This window comes from Variovorax sp. P1_H2 (assembly GCF_056405295.1).
On sequence record NZ_JBFUCJ010000089.1, the window covers coordinates 1 to 19,687 of the forward strand.

16 protein-coding genes are annotated in these 19,687 nt (G+C 69.3%); 3 read left to right on the forward strand and 13 right to left on the reverse strand.

Annotation, left to right across the window (positions count from 1 at the left end; translation table 11 throughout):
* Positions 1-398: 398 nt before the first annotated feature.
* Positions 399-1,601 (forward strand): ammonium transporter, encoded by a 1,203-nt coding sequence (locus AC1D2E_RS25180; protein WP_478199928.1) that lies wholly within the window; start codon positions 399-401, stop codon positions 1,599-1,601.
* 136 nt (positions 1,602-1,737) lie between these two features.
* On the opposite strand, the gene AC1D2E_RS25185 is transcribed toward AC1D2E_RS25180, so the two are convergent.
* From AC1D2E_RS25185 to nirB, 9 genes are all read right to left on the reverse strand, one after another.
* Entirely contained in the window at positions 1,738-2,193 is a 456-nt protein-coding gene (locus tag AC1D2E_RS25185; protein ID WP_478199929.1) for an NUDIX domain-containing protein, read from the reverse strand.
* Positions 2,194-2,195: 2 nt separating this feature from the next.
* Positions 2,196-2,645 (reverse strand): GatB/YqeY domain-containing protein, encoded by a 450-nt coding sequence (locus AC1D2E_RS25190; protein ID WP_478199930.1) that lies wholly within the window; start codon positions 2,643-2,645, stop codon positions 2,196-2,198.
* Positions 2,646-2,756: 111 nt separating this feature from the next.
* Positions 2,757-2,969, reverse strand: a complete 213-nt coding sequence (rpsU, locus tag AC1D2E_RS25195; protein ID WP_007833691.1) for a 30S ribosomal protein S21 — start codon at positions 2,967-2,969, stop codon at positions 2,757-2,759.
* A 99-nt stretch (positions 2,970-3,068) separates the two neighbouring features.
* Positions 3,069-4,307, reverse strand: a complete 1,239-nt coding sequence (locus tag AC1D2E_RS25200) for a BaiN/RdsA family NAD(P)/FAD-dependent oxidoreductase (RefSeq protein WP_478199931.1) — start codon at positions 4,305-4,307, stop codon at positions 3,069-3,071.
* A gap of 75 nt (positions 4,308-4,382) precedes the next feature.
* Complete coding sequence (cobA, locus tag AC1D2E_RS25205) at positions 4,383-5,171, reverse strand: uroporphyrinogen-III C-methyltransferase (RefSeq protein WP_478199932.1); 789 nt, start codon at positions 5,169-5,171, stop codon at positions 4,383-4,385.
* Entirely contained in the window at positions 5,168-6,100 is a 933-nt protein-coding gene (gene ybiB / locus AC1D2E_RS25210) for a DNA-binding protein YbiB (RefSeq protein ID WP_478199933.1), read from the reverse strand. The genes cobA and ybiB overlap by 4 nt, the downstream gene beginning before the upstream one ends.
* Positions 6,101-6,124: 24 nt before the next feature.
* On the reverse strand, positions 6,125-8,941 hold the full coding sequence (locus AC1D2E_RS25215; RefSeq protein WP_478199934.1) for a nitrate reductase: 2,817 nt from the start codon (positions 8,939-8,941) through the stop codon (positions 6,125-6,127).
* A gap of 13 nt (positions 8,942-8,954) precedes the next feature.
* Positions 8,955-9,335, reverse strand: coding sequence for a nitrite reductase small subunit NirD (gene nirD, locus AC1D2E_RS25220; protein WP_478199935.1), 381 nt, complete (start codon positions 9,333-9,335; stop codon positions 8,955-8,957).
* 14 nt (positions 9,336-9,349) lie between these two features.
* Entirely contained in the window at positions 9,350-11,806 is a 2,457-nt protein-coding gene (nirB, locus tag AC1D2E_RS25225) for a nitrite reductase large subunit NirB (protein WP_478199936.1), read from the reverse strand.
* Between the two features lie 65 nt (positions 11,807-11,871).
* Here nirB and AC1D2E_RS25230 point away from each other — a divergent pair, with 65 nt between their 5' ends.
* Positions 11,872-13,581: a bifunctional protein-serine/threonine kinase/phosphatase gene (locus AC1D2E_RS25230; protein WP_478199937.1), complete on the forward strand. Its 1,710-nt coding sequence runs from the start codon at positions 11,872-11,874 to the stop codon at positions 13,579-13,581.
* 194 nt (positions 13,582-13,775) lie between these two features.
* Here AC1D2E_RS25230 and AC1D2E_RS25235 read toward each other — a convergent pair whose 3' ends face one another.
* Positions 13,776-15,047: an MFS transporter gene (locus AC1D2E_RS25235; protein WP_478199938.1), complete on the reverse strand. Its 1,272-nt coding sequence runs from the start codon at positions 15,045-15,047 to the stop codon at positions 13,776-13,778.
* Between the two features lie 254 nt (positions 15,048-15,301).
* Here AC1D2E_RS25235 and AC1D2E_RS25240 point away from each other — a divergent pair, with 254 nt between their 5' ends.
* On the forward strand, positions 15,302-16,576 hold the full coding sequence (locus AC1D2E_RS25240) for an ANTAR domain-containing protein (RefSeq protein ID WP_478199939.1): 1,275 nt from the start codon (positions 15,302-15,304) through the stop codon (positions 16,574-16,576).
* A 32-nt stretch (positions 16,577-16,608) separates the two neighbouring features.
* Here the strand turns inward: AC1D2E_RS25240 and AC1D2E_RS25245 are convergent, their stop codons facing one another.
* The 3 genes from AC1D2E_RS25245 to AC1D2E_RS25255 are packed head-to-tail and all read right to left on the reverse strand — an operon-like array spanning position 16,609 to position 19,640.
* Entirely contained in the window at positions 16,609-17,418 is an 810-nt protein-coding gene (locus AC1D2E_RS25245; protein WP_478177359.1) for an ABC transporter ATP-binding protein, read from the reverse strand.
* A 55-nt stretch (positions 17,419-17,473) separates the two neighbouring features.
* Positions 17,474-18,385, reverse strand: a complete 912-nt coding sequence (ntrB, locus tag AC1D2E_RS25250) for a nitrate ABC transporter permease (protein WP_478199940.1) — start codon at positions 18,383-18,385, stop codon at positions 17,474-17,476.
* A 10-nt stretch (positions 18,386-18,395) separates the two neighbouring features.
* Entirely contained in the window at positions 18,396-19,640 is a 1,245-nt protein-coding gene (locus AC1D2E_RS25255; RefSeq protein ID WP_478199941.1) for a CmpA/NrtA family ABC transporter substrate-binding protein, read from the reverse strand.
* Positions 19,641-19,687: the final 47 nt, after the last annotated feature.

Consider the following 19,687-nt stretch of genomic DNA (forward strand, 5'->3'; position numbering starts at 1 on the left):
CTTCGTGTAGCCCTCCCACCCCCTACCGGGGGCGCAGTCAGCGGCCCGGCGAAGCCGGTTCCGCGACTGCCCACCAACCGGCGCGCTGCGCGCAGCCGTAGAACAAACACAGCGATGGCGACGGTGTTCCCCCGGCCGGCGCAGCCAGGCCCGTTGGTGAAACACCGCGGATCTGGCTTTGCCAGGCCGCTGGTGTTGCCCCCGGTAGGGGGTGGGCGGGCTACACGCAGTGAGCCCAACCTGGGGGCGAGCCACATTTCTGTGCGCTGTGCACGATATGGAGCGTGAGGCACCGCAGTGAAGCGTGTTTGGCACCATTTTTGCTTCCGAGTGACGCGCCAGCCCTTGATTCAGGGCTGAATGCACCACATCGACGCAAACTTCAAAAAACAAACTTCATGGACGCACTGACTCGGGGCACGAACGCGCTTTTTCTTCTTCTGGGCGCCATCATGGTGTTGTCGATGCATGCAGGCTTCGCCTTTCTCGAACTGGGCACGGTACGCAAGAAGAACCAGGTCAACGCGCTGGTCAAGATCCTGGTCGATTTCTCGGTCTCGACCATCGTCTACTTCCTGGTCGGCTTTGGCGTGGCCTATGGCACGCACTTCTTCGTCGGCGCCGATCAGCTGGCGCTCGGCAGCGGCTTCGAGCTGGTGCGCTTCTTTTTCCTGCTCACCTTTGCCGCCGCGATCCCGGCGATCATCTCGGGCGGCATCGCGGAACGCGCCAAGTTCTGGCCGCAGCTGATCGCCACGGCGGTCATCGTGGGCTTCGTCTACCCGCTGTACGAGGGCATTGCCTGGAACCGGGCCTTCGGCATCCAGGACTGGCTGGTCCGGGCGACCGGCAACGAATTCCATGACTTCGCGGGCTCGGTCGTGGTCCACGCGATGGGCGGCTGGCTCGCGTTGCCGGCGGTGCTGCTGCTGGGCGCGCGCCGCAACCGCTACCGCGGCGACGGCTCGCTGAGCGCCCATCCGCCATCGAACATCCCGTTCCTGGCCCTCGGCGCCTGGGTCTTGTGCGTCGGCTGGTTCGGCTTCAACGTGATGAGCGCGCAGACGATCGACAAGATCTCCGGCCTGGTGGCGGTGAATTCGCTGATGGCGATGGTGGGCGGCACGCTGGTGGCGCTGGCGCTCGGCAAGAACGATCCGGGCTTCGTCTACAACGGCCCGTTGGCCGGCCTGGTGGCCGTCTGTGCGGGCTCGGACCTGATGCACCCGATCGGCGCCCTGGTGGTGGGTGGCGTGGCCGGCGCGATCTTCGTCAAGCTCTTCACCCTCACGCAGAACAAATGGAAGATCGACGACGTGCTCGGCGTCTGGCCGCTCCACGGCTTGTGCGGCACCTGGGGCGGCATCGCGGCGGGCATCTTCGGCAGCCGGGCGCTGGGCGGCATCGGCGGCGTGAACCTGTGGGCCCAGCTCATCGGCGTGGTGATCGGCGTGGGATGGGCGCTGGTGGCGGGCGGCGCGGTGTACGGCGTGCTGCAGGCCACGCTCGGACTGCGCCTGTCGCAGGAAGAGGAATACGAGGGGGCCGATTTGTCGATCCACCACATCAGCGCCACGCCCGAGCGCGAAGCCAATTGGTGACTCGCCCCCAGGTTGGCTCACTTCGTGTAGCCGCCCACCCCCTACCGGGGGCAACACCAGCGGCCCGGCGAAGCCGGTTCCGCGGTGTTTCACCAACGGGCCTGGCTGCGCCGGCCGGGCCCGCGCGGAATGCGGCTCAGGGCAGCAGGGCGGCGCGGACTTTTTCGATCACCCGGACGTAGGGGGCTGCGAAGTCGTCCAGCGGCGCATCGGGCGCCAGCCAGCTGAAGCTGAAGACCAGGCCGTCTTCCTCGGGGCTGCCCGAGGCGACGTGTTCGAAAGTCTCGGGCAGCGGCGCTTCGGCGCGCATCAGGTACAGGTGCCAGAGCTGCGGGTGGCGGAGCTTGTTGCCTTCGATGCCGGCCTCGCAGCAGCGGTCGATGGTGCCCAGCGGCAGCAGTTCACCCAGGTAGTCGATGCCGGATTCCTCCAGCAGTTCGCGCCGTACCGCGTCCTCGGGCGCTTCCCCGGCCTCGACGGTGCCCTTGGGCAACTGCATGCTCCGGTCCTCGGGGTGATGGAACACCAGCAGCCGACCCTGGATGTCGACCAGGCAGGCGCAGGCCTTGAGGACCGGGCTTGCCTTCGCCACGCTCAGGCGCCCGAGAGCGCGGCCTTGACGGCGGCGCTGACCTGGCCCATGTCGGCCTTGCCGGCCAGCCGGGTCTTGACCGCGCCCATGACCTTGCCCATGTCGCCCGGGCCCTTGGCGCCGAGCTCGGCGACGATCGCCTTGACCTCGACCGCGACCTCGTCGGCGCTCATGCGCTGCGGCAGGTAGACCTCCAACACCTTGATCTCGGCCGCTTCCTTGTCGGCCAGGTCGGTGCGTCCGCCCTGGGTGAAGGCGGCGACCGAGTCCTTGCGCTGCTTGACCAGCTTGTCGACGATCGCGACGACCATCGCGTCATCGAGTTCGACCCGCTCGTCGACTTCCTTCTGCTTGAGGGCCGCGAGCAGCAGGCGGATGGTGCCCAGGCGCTCGGAGTCCTTGGCGCGCATCGCGGTCTTCATGTCTTCGGTGATCTGGTCCTTGAGGCTCATGGCAGGCTTTCGTTGATTGAGCGAAAAACAAAAGCCGCGGCAGGGTTTCCCTGGCGCGGCTCAATCCGGGCTGAACCGGGCGATGGCCGTGAAGCCAACGCTGCGAAGTGCTTAGTACAGCTTCTTCGGGAGCTGCATGCTGCGCACGCGCTTGTAGTGGCGCTTGACGGCCGCGGCCTTCTTGCGCTTGCGCTCGGCGGTCGGCTTCTCGTAGAACTCGCGAGCGCGCAGGTCGGTCAGCAGGCCGAGCTTTTCGATGGTGCGCTTGAAGCGGCGCAGTGCGACGTCGAAGGGCTCGTTTTCTTTTACGCGGATGGTGGTCATTGAAGGATCGGTTGGTTCAATTTGGCCAGGGGAGATCGAGGCCCCGGGCCGGGGTTCCTCAACTGAAAAATGGGGTGGGCCGTTGAGGGGAGGCCGAAGTTAGCCCAACATTATAGCGTCAGCTTTGGCTTCCGGCGCCAGTGCCTGTGCACAGGCGTGAGCGCTGGCCCACGCCCACTGGAAGTTGTAACCGCCGAGCCAGCCCGTGACGTCCACCACCTCGCCGATGAAGTAGAGCCCGGGCTGCTTCGATTCCAGGGTCTGGGACGAGAGGTCGCGGGTGTCGACGCCGCCGGCCGTCACCTCGGCCTTCTTGTAGCCCTCGGTGCCGCTGGGCGTGATCTGCCAGCGCGCGATGCGTTCCGCCAGGGCGGCCAGCGCCCGGTCGGCGGCTTCGTTGATCGGGCGCTGTAGAGCGGCGTCCTGGCCGACCCAGGCGTCGGCCAGTCGGGAGGGCACCCAGGCGGCCAATTCGTTCCCGATCCGCTTGCGGGAGCGCTGCTTGGCCTCGCCGAGGGCGGCCGCGACGTCGGTGCCGGGGGCGAAGTCGAGGGTCAGCGGCGCGCCGGGCTTCCAATAGCTCGAGATTTGCAGCACCGCCGGCCCCGACAGGCCGCGGTGCGTGAACAGCAGGTCCTCGTGGAAGCTCATGCGCTCCTTCTTGCTGCCGGTCTCGATCTGCACCGGCAGCGCGAGGCCGGCCAGGCCCGCGTAGGGCTCCCAGGCCTCGCCGCCGAAGGTCAGCGGCACCAGGGCCGGCCGCGGCGCGACCACGCGCAGGCCGAATTGGGCCGCGATGCGATAGCCGAAGTCGCTGGCGCCGATCTGCGGGATCGAGAGGCCGCCGGTGGCGATGACGAGGCGGGGCGACTTCACGGTGCCGCGACTGGTTTCGAGGCCGTAGCCGCCATCTGCCGACCAGGCGATCCCGCCGACGCTGCAGGGCTGCCAGTGGGTCACGCCGCCGGCCGCGCATTCGGCCAGCAGCATGTCGATGATCTGCTGCGACGGGCCATCGCAGAACAGCTGGCCCTTGTGCTTTTCGTGGAAGGCAATGCCATGGCGCTGCACGAGGGCGATGAACTGCTGCGGCGTGTAGCGCGACAGGGCCGAGCGGCAGAAGTTCGGGTTGTCGCCGATGAAGTGCCGCTGCGGCGAGCGCACGTCGAGGTCGCGGTTGGTGAAGTTCGCGCGGCCGCCGCCCGAGATGCGGATCTTCTCGGCGATGCGCTCGCCATGGTCGAGCAGCAGCACCCTCAGGCCGCGCTGGCCTGCGAGGCTGGCGCAGAAGAGGCCGGCAGCGCCGGCGCCGATGACAACGACGTCGAAGGAGTTCAAGCGGCCCGGCTCACGGGAGTACCTTCGTGTTGCGCACTGCGGTGGGAGCTTGCTTGGGGCGGCCCGGCGCTGCGCTCATGTGCCGAAGCGGGTCGACGGCAGGCCGGCCGCGGCCAGGCCGCGCAGCACGTCGCCGACCACGATCACCGACGGACTGGCCATCGCCGCGCTCGCGATGTCGGCGCGCAGTTGCGCCAGCGTGGTCGCGATATGGCGCTGCTGCGGCAGGCTGGCGTGCTGGATCACGGCGGCGGGGGTGTCGCCGGGCAGGCCGTGCAGCAGCTCGTGCTGGATGTGCGCGACGCCGGCGACACCCATGTAGATCACCAGCGTCAGGCGGGCGTCGCGCGCGGTGGCGGCCAGCTGGCGCCAGTCGGTCGGGTGCTCGCCGGCCGCGTAGCCGGTCTTGGCATGGCCGGTGACGAACACCACGCCCTGGGCATGGTCGCGGTGGGTCAGCGGGACGCCCAGCGCGGTGACCGCGGCCAGTCCGGCCGTGATGCCGTTGACCACCCGCACCTCGATGCCGGCCTCGCGCAGGTGCTCGACCTCCTCGCCGCCGCGGCCGAAGATGAAGGGGTCGCCACCTTTGAGGCGCACCACGGTCTCGCCTTCCTGCACCGCGGTGATCATGAGCCGCTCGATGAAGGCCTGCGGCGTGCTGCGGCAGCCGCCGCGCTTGCCGACGTGGACGATGCGGGCGCCCGGTCGGGCATAGGCCAGGACCTCGTCGTTGACCAGGTCGTCGACCAGCAGCACGGTCGCGGCCTGGATCGCCTTGACCGCCTTGAGCGTCAGCAATTCGGGGTCGCCGGGGCCGGCACCGACCAGGGTGCAGCCGCCTTGGGGTGAAAGTGGGCTCATGGGGTCTCCGCGGTTTGCGTTTCTTGCGCGCGCTGCGCCAGTTGAATGATGTGCGCGACCTGCTGCGCGATGGCGCCCGGCACCGGCAGTTCGCCGGCCAGCACGCTGCGGGTGTAGCGGGCCGTGGTCTGGATGTCGATCTCGCTGGGCAGGCCGGGCACTTCGGCCTGGGTGCCGGGCTGCTGCGCCTGCAAGGCGATGCGCTGCCCGCGCACGAAGCCGTCGACCTGCGCGGTGCGGCGCGGATCGACTGCGCTCTCGCCCTCGAGGCCGCGCGAGAGCAGGGCGGTCATGCCGGTCAGCTCGAAGGTGGCGGCCATCGAACGCGCGTATTCGGGATGGGTGTAGCTGCCGACCACCACGCAGTCGCCGAGGCCGGGCTGCATCAGCTTGACCACGCTGTGGCCGGGGTTGCGCAGGCCGACCACGCGGCGCACGTCGAGCAGGCGCTTGAGCCCGGGGCTCAGCAGCTCGGTGGGCGCGAACACCGCCTCGCCCTCGGCGATCGGGCGGATCGCCGCCAGCGCCGGCACGTCGAGCGCGGCCAGCACGCTGGACGCCAGCACCCGGGCCGATTCGGTGGCCGCGCCGTGCACCAGCACCGGCAGCCCCTCGCGCGCCAGCAGCAGCGCCAGCAGCGGCGTCAGCACCGGCAGCCGGCGGGCGCCGTTGTAGCTCGGCAGCACCACCAGCGGCCGGTCGGTGGCCGGGAAGCGCGCCAGCCGCGCATGGGTGGCATCGAGGAAACCGGCCAGCTCCTCGGGCGTCTCGCCCTTGATGCGCATCGCCAGGCAGAAGGCGCCCATCTCGAGGTCTGAGATGCTGCCGTCGAGCACCTGGCCGAACAGGTCCGAGGCCTGTTCGCGGGCGAGCGGCTTCGCACCGCGCGCGCCGCGGCCGATTTCCTTGATGTAGTGGCTGATTCCCATGGGTGCTGGATTGTCCCGCATGCCTTATGCCGGTTGGGCAGTGGGCTTATGCCCCGCGGCGGCGGCGCGCACCATGCGCTTGAGCTCGGGCAGGCAGGAGCCGCAGTTGCTGCCGCACTTCAGCGCGCCCTGCAGCCCGGCCAGGCGCTGGTGCTCGTCGCCCGAACCGGTCGCCAGCTGGGCCTCGATGGCGGTCTGGGTGACGCCGAAGCAGCTGCAGATGACCTTGCCGCGCGCGGCCACGCCGGCCGGGGCCGCGGCACCGGGGCGCAGCAGCTGGCGGCCGTAGGCCTGGGCCGGCAGGCGATCCTGCAGCAGCGCCTTGATCCAGGCCTCCGCGCGGGTGTCGCCGCCGAGCAGGAAGCCCTCGAGCCGGGCATCCTCGCCATCGCGCACCAGGCGCACGGCGCGCCGCTGGCCGCGCCGGGCATCGGCATAGCGCAGGGTGTCGCTGCCGCCCAGCGCCAGCAGGCTTTCGATCCGGGCCAGCACGGCGTCGGGCGGGGCCTCGTAGGCCGCGGCGCGGAACAGGATGCCGGTGCGCTCGGGGGCGCTGCCTTCGAGCGCAGCGCCGGCCCCGAAGGGCACGCAGCTGGCGAAGGGAAAGCTCTGCATCAGCCCGCGCAGCACACCGGCGGTGTCCAGCGCCGCGTCCTGCGGCAGCCAGGCGGCGGCGAGCAGCGACCAGGGCAGTTCGGCCTTGAGGATCTTGACCGCCGTGTGCTTGAGCTCGGGCTGCTTCGAGTCGGGGCAGTAGCTCGGCGTGGTGAGCGCGTTGACGCCTGCCAGCCGTTCGCCGGTGCTCGAGCTGCCGCCCAGATACTCGCCGCCCCAGTGCATCGCGATGAAGGCCTGGGACAGGCCGAGTTCGGTGCTGGCCGCGACCGGCAGCACGATCGAGCCGCGGCGCGATGTCACGTGCACCAGGTCGCCTTCGGCCAGCTGGCGGCGCGCCATGTCCTGCGGATGCATCTGCACGCTCGGCTCGGCCACGTGGCCGAACAGGCGGCCCAGCGTGCCGGTGCGGCTCATGCCGTGCCACTGGTCGCGCAGCCGGCCGGTGTTGAGCGAGAACGGATAGCGCGCCTCGCGGGCCTCGGCCACCGGCTTGTAGGGCGTGTCGACGAAACGGGCACGGCCGTCGGGTGTCGGGAAGACGCCGTCCTCGTAGAGCCGCGCGCGGCCCGTGGCCTCGCCCTCGCGCAGCGGCCATTGCTGCGGCGCGGCCTCGAGCATCGCGTAGCTCATGCCGGTGATATCGAGGTCGCGCCCGCGGGTGCTTTCGCGGTGCTCGTTCCAGACCGATTCGGCGTCGCCGTAGGGAAAGAGGGTGTTCGACGCGCCGGTGCGCGCGAGCCGTGCCTCGAGCCTGCGCGCGAAGGCCACGCCGATCGCCCAGTCGTCGCGGGCCTGGCCCGGCGCCGTGACCGCCGGGCGCACGCGCGAGATCCGGCGCTCGCTGTTGGTGACCGTGCCTTCCTTCTCGCCCCAGGTGGTGGCCGGCAGCAGCAGGTCGGCGAAGTCGCAGGTCGAGGTGGTCGAGAAGGCCTCCTGCACCACCACGAACTCGCAGCGTTCGAGCGCCCGGCGCACGGTCGCCTGGTCGGGCATCGACTGCGCCGGGTTGGTGCAGGCGATCCACAGCGCGCGGATCTCGCCGTCGGCCGCGGCCTGGAACATCTCGACCGCGGTCTTGCCGGGCTTCTGGGGGACCTCGGGCACGCCCCATAGGGCCGCGACTTCGGCGCGGTGCGCGGGGTTCGCAAGATCGCGGTGCGCCGACAGCAGGTTGGCCAGTCCGCCGACCTCGCGGCCGCCCATCGCGTTGGGCTGGCCGGTCAGCGAGAACGGGCCGGCGCCGGGCTTGCCGATCTGCGCCGTCGCCAGGTGCAGGTTGATCAGCGCCGCATTCTTGGCCGTGCCCGAGGACGACTGGTTGAGGCCCTGGCAGTACAGGCTCAGCGTGGCCGCCGAGGTCGCGAACAGGCGCGCGGCCTGCAGCAGGTCGTCCTTGGCGATGCCGCAGACCTGCGCCACGCGGTCGGGCGTGCAGTCGCGCACCGTGGCCTTGAGCGCGTCGAAGCCGCTCGTGTGCTCGGCGATGTAGCGGGCGTCGGTCCAGCCTTCCCACAGCATCAGGTGCAGCATGCCGTTGAACAGCATGACGTCGGTGCCGGGCTGGATGGGCAGGAACAGGTCGGCGATCTCGACCGTGTCGGTGCGGCGCGGGTCGGCCACGATGATCTTCAGCGCCGGGTTGGCGGCCTTCGCGTCCTCGATGCGCCGGAACAGGATCGGGTGCGCCCAGGCCGTGTTGCTGCCGACGATGAACAGGCAGTCGGCGAACTTGAGGTCGTCGTAGCAGGCCGGCGGCGCATCGGCGCCGAGCGTCTTCTTGTAGCCGGCCACCGCGCTGCTCATGCACAGGCGCGAGTTGGTGTCGATGTTGTTGGTGCCGATCAGGCCCTTGGCGAGCTTGTTGAAGACGTAGTAGTCCTCGGTCAACAGCTGCCCCGAGACGTAGAAGCCGACCGCGTCCGGCCCGTGCGCACGGATCACCCGGGCGAAGGTGTCGGCGGCCAGGTCCAGTGCCGGCTCCCAGGCCATGGCCTCGGGCGCGGCGCCGCGCTCGGCCCGCCGCATCGGCTGCAGCAGGCGCGTCTGCCGCGTGACCGCCGCACTGGCCGTCAGGTGCAGGGTCGAGCCCTTGGTGCAGAGCCGGCCGAAGTTGGCCGGGTGGTCCGGATCGCCGCGCACGCCGGTGATCTGCGCGCCATCGGATTCGATGATCACGCCGCAACCGACGCCACAGTACGGGCAGGTGGAGCGTGTTTGGTTCATGGTGTTCCTGAGGTCAAGCTGCAACGGATCGCTTCGGGCCGGCCACCGGCCGCGCGAGGTCGGTGGCGTGGCTTGCCAGTTCCTCGCTGTCCAGGTGCACCACGCCGTCCGTCACCTTGACGGCGAAGCGCGGCGTGCAGCCCTCGTCGGGCGATTTCGCGCAGCCGTCGTCGATCCCGATCGCCCAGTTGTGCAGCGGGCAGGCCACGCTGGTTCCGAAGACGATGCCCTGGCTCAGCGGGCCGCCCTTGTGCGGGCAGCGGTCGAGCAACGCGAAGACCTGGTTCTCGGCATTGCGGAACACCGCGACATCGATGCCCGCAGGCCGGGCCACGCGCCGCGCACCCAGTACCGGGATGTCGTCGACGCGGCAGATTGGTTTCCATTCGTTCATGCTCGTGCGCTCCTTCAAACGGTTTGCGGCCGCGTGTCGACCACTGCCACCGGCGTGAACTGGCGGACATCGACCGCGGCCCGGCTCGATTCGAACCACGGATCGGGCTCGCCGTCGAGTGCGAACTGCAGTCGCTCCCACAGCGCCTTGCGGCCCTCGGCGTCCTCCAGGATCTTCTTCTTCACGTAGTCGAGCCCGACGCGGCCGATGTAGTGCACCGTGCGCTCCAGGTACCAGCCTTCCTCGCGGTACAGCTGCAGGAAGGCGCCCGCGTACGCCATCACCTCCTCGGCGCTTTTCACCTTGACCAGGAAGTGCGCCACCTCGGTCTTGATGCCGCCGTTGCCGCCGACGTAGATTTCCCAGCCCGAGTCGACGCCGATCACGCCGACATCCTTGATGCCCGATTCGGCGCAGTTGCGCGGGCAGCCCGAGACCGCCAGCTTGACCTTGTGCGGCGAGTACATCGCCCACAGCGCGCGTTCCAGGTCCTTGCCCATCTGCGTCGAGTCCTGGGTGCCGAAGCGGCACCATTCGCTGCCGACGCAGGTCTTCACCGTGCGCAGCGACTTGGCGTAGGCGAAGCCCGAGGGCATGCCGATGTCCTTCCAGACGTTCTCGAGGTCTTCCTTCTTGACGCCCAGCAGGTCGATGCGCTGGCCGCCCGTGACCTTGACGGTCGGGATCTTGTATTTGTCGGCCGCGTCGGCGATGCGGCGCAGCTCGTCGGGCGTGGTATGGCCGCCCCACATGCGCGGGATCACCGAGTAGGTGCCGTCCTTCTGGATGTTGGCGTGGCTGCGCTCGTTGATGAAACGGCTCTGCGGATCGTCCCTGGCTTCCTTGGGCCAGGTCGAGATCAGGTAGTAGTTGACGGCCGGGCGGCAGCTCGCGCAGCCGTTGGGCGTGCGCCAGCCGAGATTGCGGTACACCTCGTCGTGCGTCAGGTGGTGCTCCTTGCGAATCGCGTCCCGCACGTCCTGGTGGCTGACGTCGGTGCAGCCGCAGAGCGCCTTCTTCTTCGGCGTGGCGGAGTAGTCGCCGCCGGCCGTGAACATCAGGATCTGCTCGACCAGGCCGGTGCACGAGCCGCACGAGGCGCTGGCCTTGGTGTGCTTCTTGACCTCTTCGAGCGTGAACAGTCCCTTGTCCTTGATCGCCTTGCAGATGGTGCCCTTGTTGACGCCGTTGCAGCCGCAGACCTCGGCATCGTCGGGCATCGTCGCGGCCTTGCTGTGGCCCTCGTGGCCGGTGTCGCCGATGTTCGATTCGCCGAACATCAGCTTGTCGCGGATGTCGTGCACGCTGCGGCCGTCGCGCAAGAGCTTGAAGTACCAGCTGCCGTCGACCGTGTCGCCGTAGAGGCAGGCGCCGACCAGCTTGTCGTCCTTGATCACCAGCTTCTTGTAGACGCCGCCGAAGGGGTCGCTCATCACGATCTCCTCGGTGCCTTCTCCGCCCATGAATTCGCCGGCCGAAAACAGGTCGATGCCCGTGACCTTGAGCTTGGTCGAGGTCAGCGAGCCCAGGTAGCGGCCGATGCCGAACTGCGCCAGGTGGTTGGCCGCCACCTTGGCCTGCTCGAACAGCGGCGCCACCAGGCCGTAGGCGATGCCGCGATGGGCCGCGCACTCGCCGACCGAGTAGATCCGCGCATCGGTCACGGTCTGCATGGTGTCGCTGACGACGATGCCGCGGTTGACGTGCAGCCGGGCCTTCTCGGCCAGCTCGGTGTTGGGCCGGATGCCGACCGCCATCACGACCAGGTCGGCCGCGACCTCGGTGCCGTCCTTGAAGCGGATCGCGGTGACGCGGCCCTCGGGTCCGCCGACCAGCTCCTGCGTCTGCGCGCCCATCAGGAACGTCAGCCCGCGGTCCTCCAGCGACTTCTGCAGCAGCTTGCCGGCGACGTCGTCGAGCTGGCGCTCCATCAGCCAGGGCATCACGTGCACCACGGTGACGGTCATGCCGCGCAGCATCAGGCCGTTGGCCGCTTCCAGGCCCAGCAGGCCGCCGCCGATCACCACCGCGTTCTTGTGCGTCTTCGCGGTCTCGATCATGTAGTCGGTGTCGGCGATGTCGCGGTAGGCGATCACGCCCTTCAGCTCCTTGCCGGGCACCGGCAGCATGAAGGGGTTGGAGCCGGTGCACAGCAGCAGCCGGTCGTAGGCGGCCTCGGTGCCGTCGTCGGCGCGCACGACGCGCTTGACGCGGTCGATCTCCACCACCTTCTTGCCGGCGTGCAGCGTGATGCGGTTCTCGGTGTACCACTCCCAGCTGTTGAGCACGATCTCGTCCACCGTCTGCTCGCCGGCCAGCACCGGCGACAGCAGGATGCGGTTGTAGTTGGGGTGCGGCTCGGCCCCGAACACGGTGATGTCATAGAGATCGGGTTCGATCTTCAGCAGCTCTTCGAGCGTGCGCACGCCGGCCATGCCGTTGCCGACCATCACGAGTTTCATCTTCTTCATGGGGGCTGGACCTTTCGTGGAATCAATCAAGCAGGGTGCCCAGCGCGCGCGTGGAGAATCGCGCCATGAGCTTTGAAGTGGACATCGGCTACAGCAGCCAGCGCGGGCCGCGCGAAGTCAACGAGGATTTCGCCGGCACCGTGCGTGCGCCGGCCGGCGAGGAGGCGCGCGGGCTGATCGCCGCCATCGCCGACGGCGTGTCCACCGGCGGCCGTGGACTGGAGGCCGCGCAAACCACCGTCATGGGCCTGTTGGCCGACTACTTCGCGACGCCCGACACCTGGGAGCCGACCGCCGCGCTGGACCGCCTGATCGGCGCCCAGAACGCCTGGCTGGCCGACCACAACCGGCGCCGGCAGGGCGGCGGCACCGCGCTCACCACGCTGACCGCGCTGGTGCTGCATGGCCAGAGCTACACGCTGGCCCATGTCGGCGACACCCGGGCCTGGCGGGTGCGCGAGGGCGGCGAGCCGGCCGTCGCGCTGACCCAGGACCACGCCTTCGAGCACCCGGACCTGCGCAGCCGGCTGACCCGCGCGATCGGCCTCGACGACCAGGTTCGGGTCGACTACGCGCAGGGCGACGTGCGCATCGGCGACTGCTTCGTGCTGACCTCCGACGGCGTGCACGGGGTGCTCAAGGCGCAGCAACTGGCGCGCTTCGCGCTGCAGGGCACGGCGCGGGAGGGCAGCGAGGCGCTGGTGCGGGCGGCTCTGGCGGCCGGCACGCGCGACAACGCCACCGCGCTGGTGATCCGCGTCATCGGGCTCGACGCGCGCCAGCTCGACGACGAGCTCGGCGACGTCCGCCGGCTGGCACCGCCGGCGGCGCTGAAGGTCGGCGACACGATCGACGGCTACGTCATCACGGCGCGGGTCGCCGACACCGGCGTGCACCTGCTCTACCAGGCGCGCCACCCGGTCACGCGCGAACTGGTCGCCATCAAGACGCTGCATCCCTCGCGCGCCGGCGATCCGCAGGAGCGCGCGATGCTGGCGCACGAGGCCTGGCTGGGCCTGCGCGTCAGCGCGCGTGCCGACAGCGGCTTCATCCGCGTGCACGAACGCGCCGAGAACGCCAGCGCGCTCTACGTCGTGTTCGACTGGCATGGCGGCCGGACGCTCGAGCAGCTGCAGAAATCCGGCCCGCGCGGCAGCGCGGCCGAGGTGGTCGCCGCGGCCATCGCGATCGCCAAGGCGCTGGGCCGGCTGCACCGGCACGGCGTGGTGCACCGCGACATCAAGCCCGGCAACCTGCACCTGGGCGATGACGGCCGCTGGCGCATCCTCGACCTGGGCGTCGCGCTGTCCGGCCGCGAAGGCGCGGCGCAGCGCGAGCTGCATGCCGGCACGCCGAGCTACATCAATCCCGAGCAGTGGGAGGGCGCCGTCGCCGATGCGGGCAGCGACCTGTTCGCGCTCGGCGTCACGCTCTACCAATGGCTGGCGGGGCGCCTGCCGTACGGCGAGATCGAGCCCTACCAGCTGGCGCGCTACCGGCGCGACCCGGGGGCGCTGTCGCGCATCCGGCCCGACGTCCCGGTCTGGCTCGACCACCTGGTGTGCAAGGCGGTGGCGCGCGACCCGCGCCAACGCTTCGAGACCGCCGAGGAACTGCTGCTGGCGCTCGAGCGGGGCGCTTCGCGTCCGGTCGGCGCGCCGGGCGCCACGCCGCTGATCCGCCGCGATCCGGCCGCGCTCGCCAAGATCGCGCTGGCCGTGTCGCTGCTGCTCAACGCACTGCTCGTGCTGTGGCTGCTGTTCTTGCCCCGCTAGCTTGGAGCACCCCCGAAGCGCCTGCGGCGCCCGGAGTCGCTGCCAGAGGCAGCGGCTCTTCGGGTCCGTCCCAGCCTGCGCAGGCAGGCTGGGAGCCTTGGACCTCAGCCCCTCGAGGGGGCGATACCAGCGGCCCTGCAAAGCCGGTTCCGCGGTATCCCTGGCCCTGGGCCGCGCGAGTTCCACGCGTCGCTTCATGGCTGGCGCGCCGTCTTGCGCGGGGCGGCGTATTTGACCGTCGACGGGGAAGCCGCAGCCCGGGCGCGGCCGCCTTTTTCAGCCCAGGTGCGGGTCCAGCGGATCTGCATCACGCGCATCACGCCGAGCATCACCAGCGACAGCAGCGCGAAGAAGACGAAGCCCCAGGTGTAGCTGCCCAGGTACTGCTTGGACAGGCCCATCGCGTTGGGCACCAGGCCGCCGCCGAGGGCGCCGATCTCGCCGATCATCGAGCCGGCCACCGCGGTGCTGGCCGGCCAGCGCAGCGGCACCAGCTGGAACAGGGCGCCGTTGCCCGCGCCCAGTGCCGCGAAGCAGACGATCAGCAGCAGCGTGGTGAGCACCAGCGACGCCGACGAGACGCCCACCAGCACCAGCCCGGCCGCCACCACCGTCAGCACCAGCGTCAGTGTGTTGACGCCGCCCCAGCGGTCGGAGATCCAGCCGCCGACGATGCGCACCGCGGCGCCCATGAAGGCGGCCAGCATCGTCAGCTGGCCGGCCTGCACCTTGCTCACGCCGAACTGGTCGTAGTAGTAGGAGGGCAGGAAGGTCGTGAGGCCGATGAAGCCGCCGAAGGTGACGCCGTAGATCAGGCTGAAGACCCAGCCGTCCTTCTCGAACAGGCAGGCGATGTGCGCGCGGAAGCTGGCGTGGCTGTCGATGTCCGGCGGCTCCTTGGCGAACACGATCATCACGATCATCGGCAGCAGGATCGCGCCGGCGGCGACGCCGTACACGCTCTGCCAGCCCAGCCATTGCGCCAGCGGCGGCGCCACCAGCACCGACACCGCGGTGCCGACGTTGCCGGCGCCCACCAGGCCCATCGCCAGGCCCTTGTGCTGCGGCGGGAACCAGCCCGAGCCGAGCGACAGCGCGACGCCGAAGCTGGCGCCCGCGATGCCCAGCAGCACGCCCATGGCGAGCAGGTCGTTGAAGCTCTTCACCAGGAAGAAGCCGAACAGCATCGCCACCGCGATCAGGCCCATCTCGACCAGCGTCGCGTTCTTGCGGCCGATGTACTGCGACAGGATGCCGAGCGGAAAGCGCATCAGCGCGCCGGCGATGATCGGCACCGACAGCATCAGGCCCTTCTGCGCCGGCGAGAGGTCGAAGGTCTCGCCGATGAAGGGCGCCATGGCGCCGTTCAGCACCCAGATGCAGCATGAGAACGAGAAGTACAGAAAGGCCGCGAACAGCGTCGGGCTGTGGCCTGAATGCAGAAATGTCTTGAAGCTGGTGGACATGGCGGTCAATGCGAAATGCCGCGGCGCGGCCGGGAGCGGGCCGTGTCGTCGGACGGGGTTGGGGGGGTGTTGCCGCGGCGGTAGCCGGCAGCCTGAAGGGTGTGTCCGGCCGTGGCTCCGCCGGACTGAGGGCAGGAACCTGCCGCTTCACCAATGCGGTGCTTCGTTACGCCGCGACCTGTATCAAGCAAGAGGCGTGCCAAGAATTCGCGGCTCGCCTGGCCTATGCTTTGCATCACTTTCCAATCCCCGCCGTGACCTCTCTTCTCGTCGTTCTTCCCCCTGAAAGCACCGATGGTGCGATGCCCGCGGCGCTCGGCCGGGCGCTGGCCGGTCGCGACATCGTCGCCGTTTCCTGCCGTGATCTGGTGCGCCAGACCGAGATGTCGGCACCACGACAGGTTCTGCTCTGGCTGCCGGCGTCTTTGCCCGACTCGCTCCGCCAGGGGCTGCGGGTCTGGTCGGGCATGCCGCCCTGTGCCCTGAGCCTGGTCAGCGCGCCGCTGGACGCCGACGCGCACGCGCAGCTGGTGGCGCTCGGCGTGCACGCCTGGGCGCCGATCGACGGGTTCGATGCGCCGTCGCTCGAGGCGTTGCTGGCACGGGCCGGTGCTCGCTGGAAGCGCGAGGCCGCGTTGCGCACCGAACTGGATGCCTTTCGCACCCGCCTGGACGAGCGCAAGTGGGTCGATCGTGCCAAGGGGCTGCTGATGTCGGCGCGCGGCATCGGCGAAGACGAGGCCTTCGGCCTGCTGCGCGGTGCCGCGATGCACGCCAACCTTCGGCTCGGCGAGGTCTCGCGCTCGGTGCTCGAGGCCGCGCAGTGGGCCGATGCGATCAACCGTGCCGGCCAGCTTCGCATGCTGTCGCAGCGGCTGGTACGGGTGGCCGCGCAGGGCCTCGCCGGCATCGATGCGCGGCGCGCCCGCGTGCTGCGCACGCAATCCGCGCAGCGGGTGCAGCACAACCTGGATCATCTCGCCACCCTCGCATTGGGCGAGCCCGGCACCAAGGCGCTGGCCATCGTGCGCAGCGCCTGGCAGGACCTGGAGACGGCGCTCGCGGCGCGGCTGGCGCCGCCGGCGCTGGCCGCGATCGATGCCCGGGCCGAAGCGCTGCGGAGGGCCGCCGAAGCGCTGACCGAGGCGCTCGAAGCCTCCGGCGCCCGCCGGGCGCTGCGCATCGTCAATATCTGCGGCCGGCAGCGGATGCGTGCGCAGCGGCTGGCGAAGGACGCGCTGCTGGCCTCGCTGCTGGCCGTGCCGGCGTCACAGGAGCGGCTGGCTGCGACCATGGACGAATTCGAGGCCGCGTTGCGCGAGCTCGAGGCGGCGCCGCTGAGTTCGCCCGAGATCCGTGCCGCGCTGGCGATCGCGCGCGACGAATGGCTGCACCTGATGCACGGCGTGCGCAGCGCCGACAGCGCCGAGGGCCGGGCCTCGCTGGTGCGTGCCAGCGACGCGCTGGTCGACACCTTCGAGCGTCTCACGGCCTCGTACGAGCACAGCTTGCAGGTCATCATGTCCTGACTCCCGGTGCGCCGGAGGCCGAGATCGCCGGCTCAGGCCGCGACCTTCTCCACGTGCGCCTGGCGCGTGTAGAGGAAGTCGATCACGGCCTTGCGCGCATGCACGTAGACCGGATCCTCGGCCAGCTCGACCCGGTTGCGCGGCCGCGGAATGTCGACCGCCAGCACCTCGCCGATGGTGGCGGCCGGGCCGTTGGTCAGCATCACGATGCGGTCGGACAGCAGCACGGCTTCGTCGACGTCGTGCGTCACCATCACCACCGTGCTGCGGGTCTTCTGCACGATCGCGAGCAGTTCATCCTGCAGCTTGGCGCGGGTCAGCGCATCGAGGGCGCCGAAGGGCTCGTCCATCAGCAGCACCTTGGGTTCCATCGACAGCGCACGGGCGATGCCGACGCGCTGCTTCATGCCGCCCGAGATCTCGCCCGGGCGCTTCTGCGCCGCCGGCGCGAGGCCGACCAAGGCCAGTGCCGCTTCGGTCCGGGCCTTGAGCTGCGCCTTGTTCTCGGTCGCGGCGAACACCCGCTCGACTGCCAGGTAGACGTTCTCGTAGCAGGTCAGCCAGGGCAGCAGCGAATGGTTCTGGAACACCACCGCGCGCTCCGGCCCCGGGCCCTTGATCTCGCGGTTGGCACACAGCAGCACGCCCTGGGTCGGTGTCGTCAGGCCGGCGATCAGGTTCAGCAGCGTCGACTTGCCGCAGCCCGAGTGGCCGATCAGCGTGATGAACTCTCCCTTGGCGACCTGCAGATTGACGTCGCGCAGCGCCAGGAAGCTGCCCTTGGCGGTCTTGAAGCGCTGCTCGACGCCCTGGATCTCGATGTACTTGTTGTCGTCATTCATTGGAAACCTCCGCGCAGCGGCGCTGCAGTATTCGTCTTCGGAGCGGCCGTTCGACTCATGACTTCACCTCTTCGAACGTGAACGCGGTGGCGATCCTGATGAGCGCGAACTCGAGCACCAGGCCGACGATGCCGATGACGAAGATCGCGATGATGATGTTGGCGACGTTGAGGTTGTTCCACTCGTCCCAGACCCAGAAGCCGATGCCGACGCCGCCGGTCAGCATCTCGGCCGCGACGATCACCAGCCAGGCGGTGCCGACCGCCAGCCGCACGCCGGTCAGCATGTAGGGCAGCACGGCCGGGAACAGGATCTTGGTGAAGATCTTCCATTCGCTGAGGTTCAACACCTTGGCGACGTTCATGTAGTCGCTCGGCACGCGCTGCACGCCGACCGCGGTGTTGATGATCATCGGCCAGATCGAGCAGATGAAGATGGTCCAGATCGCGGCCGGGTTGGCGCCCTTGAACACCAGCAGGCCGATCGGCAGCCAGGCCAGCGGCGACACCGGCCGCAACAGGCTGATGAGCGGGTTGAACATGCGCGAGAGGAACTCGAAGCGCCCGATCGCGAAGCCGGCCGGAATGCCGACCGCGGCCGCCAGGCCGAAGCCCAGTGCGACGCGCTGCAGCGACGAGAGCACGTTCCAGCCCACGCCCTGGTCGTTCGGGCCCTTGCTGTAGAACGGATCGCTGAAGACCGTGAGCGCCTGCTGCCAGGTCGCCAGCGGCGACGGAAAGCCGGTGGTGCTCTTCAGCGCCACCAGTTCCCAGACCAGGACCAGCAGCGCGAAGCCCAGCAGCGGCGGCAGCACGCGCAGCCACACGGCGCGGAAGTCGCGCGGCGTGCGCGGCGTCGGTTCGACGGCAGCCGGCGCGGCCGCGGGCCTCGCGGCATGGGCGACAAGCTTGGCGGCCGGGACCACCGGCTTGGCCTCGAGGGGGGAATGGAAGACGGCGCTGACCATGGCGGGCTCCTCAGGCATTGACTTTGAACGAATCGGCGTACTGCTTCGGGTTCTTGCCGTCCCAGACGACGCCGTCGAACAGCTTGCTGCTGCGCATCGTCTCCTTCGGCACCGGGGTCTTGGTCGCGGCGGCGGCCTGCTTGTAGATGTCGATCTGGTTGATCTGCGTCGCCACCTGCAGGTAGTCGGGGTGCTCCTTCAGCAGGCCCCAGCGCTTGTGCTGCGTGAGGAACCACATGCCGTCCGACAGGTACGGGTAGGTGACCGCGCCGTCGTTGTAGAACTTCATGTGGTTGGGGTCGTCCCAGTTCTTGCCGAGGCCGTTGGTGTAGCGGCCCAGGATGCGCTGGTTGATCGCGTCCACGCTGGTGTTGACGTAGCTCTTGTCGGCGATGGTCTCGGCCATCTTGTTCTTGTTCTGCAGGCCGGCGTCGATCCACTTGCCGGCCTCGATGATCGCGGCGGTCACGGCGCGCGCCGTGTTCGGATACTTCTTCACGAAGTCGCCGGTGGTGCCGAGCACCTTCTCGGGATGGTCCTTCCAGATGTCCTGCGTCGTGATTGCCGTGATGCCGATGCCGTCCATGATCGCGCGCTGGCCCCAGGGTTCGCCGACGCAGTAGCCATCCATGTTGCCGACCCGCATGTTGGCCACCATCTGCGGCGGCGGCACGGTGATGACCTTGGCGTCCTTCAGCGGGTTGATGCCGTTGGCGGCCATCCAGTAGTAAAGCCACATCGCGTGGGTGCCGGTGGGGAAGGTCTGGGCGAAGGTGTATTCGGCCTTCTCCTTGGCCATGACCTTGGCCAGCGAGGCGCCGTCGACCGCCCCCTTGTCGGCCAGCTTCTTCGACAGCGTGATCGCCTGGCCGTTGTTGTTGAGGGTCATCAGGACGGCCATGTCCTTCTTCGGACCGCCGATCCCCAGGTGCACGCCGTAGACCAGGCCGTACAGCACGTGGGCGAAGTCCAGTTCGCCGTTGACCAGCTTGTCGCGCACGCCGGCCCAGCTGGCTTCCTTGCTCGGCACGATCTTGACGCCGTACTTCTTGTCGATGCCGAGCACCGAGGCCATCACGACGCTGGCGCAGTCGGTCAGCGGGATGAAGCCGATCTTGACTTCCTCCTTCTCGGGCTTGTCCGAGCCCTGGGCCCAGACGGCGGCGCGCAGCGCAGGGTCGAGGCCGACCACGCCCGCGGCGGCGGCCTGCAGTACTCGGCGGCGACTCAGTTTGTGTTTCAGCGCTTCGGTCATGGGGCGTACTCCGGAAATGAAAAATCGATTCGGAAAAACAAAAAAGG

Bases quoted from the DNA above. Each gene is read 5' to 3' on its own strand.
- AC1D2E_RS25180 (WP_478199928.1), top strand. From the start codon at position 399: ATGGACGCACTGACTCGGGGCACGAACGCGCTTTTTCTTCTTCTGGGC.
- AC1D2E_RS25190 (WP_478199930.1), bottom strand. From the start codon at position 2,645: ATGAGCCTCAAGGACCAGATCACCGAAGACATGAAGACCGCGATGCGC.
- rpsU (WP_007833691.1), bottom strand. From the start codon at position 2,969: ATGACCACCATCCGCGTAAAAGAAAACGAGCCCTTCGACGTCGCACTG.
- cobA (WP_478199932.1), bottom strand. From the start codon at position 5,171: ATGAGCCCACTTTCACCCCAAGGCGGCTGCACCCTGGTCGGTGCCGGC.
- ybiB (WP_478199933.1), bottom strand. From the start codon at position 6,100: ATGGGAATCAGCCACTACATCAAGGAAATCGGCCGCGGCGCGCGCGGT.
- AC1D2E_RS25215 (WP_478199934.1), bottom strand. From the start codon at position 8,941: ATGAACCAAACACGCTCCACCTGCCCGTACTGTGGCGTCGGTTGCGGC.
- nirD (WP_478199935.1), bottom strand. From the start codon at position 9,335: ATGAACGAATGGAAACCAATCTGCCGCGTCGACGACATCCCGGTACTG.
- nirB (WP_478199936.1), bottom strand. From the start codon at position 11,806: ATGAAGAAGATGAAACTCGTGATGGTCGGCAACGGCATGGCCGGCGTG.
- AC1D2E_RS25230 (WP_478199937.1), top strand. From the start codon at position 11,872: ATGAGCTTTGAAGTGGACATCGGCTACAGCAGCCAGCGCGGGCCGCGC.
- AC1D2E_RS25235 (WP_478199938.1), bottom strand. From the start codon at position 15,047: ATGTCCACCAGCTTCAAGACATTTCTGCATTCAGGCCACAGCCCGACG.
- AC1D2E_RS25245 (WP_478177359.1), bottom strand. From the start codon at position 17,418: ATGAATGACGACAACAAGTACATCGAGATCCAGGGCGTCGAGCAGCGC.
- ntrB (WP_478199940.1), bottom strand. From the start codon at position 18,385: ATGGTCAGCGCCGTCTTCCATTCCCCCCTCGAGGCCAAGCCGGTGGTC.
- AC1D2E_RS25255 (WP_478199941.1), bottom strand. From the start codon at position 19,640: ATGACCGAAGCGCTGAAACACAAACTGAGTCGCCGCCGAGTACTGCAG.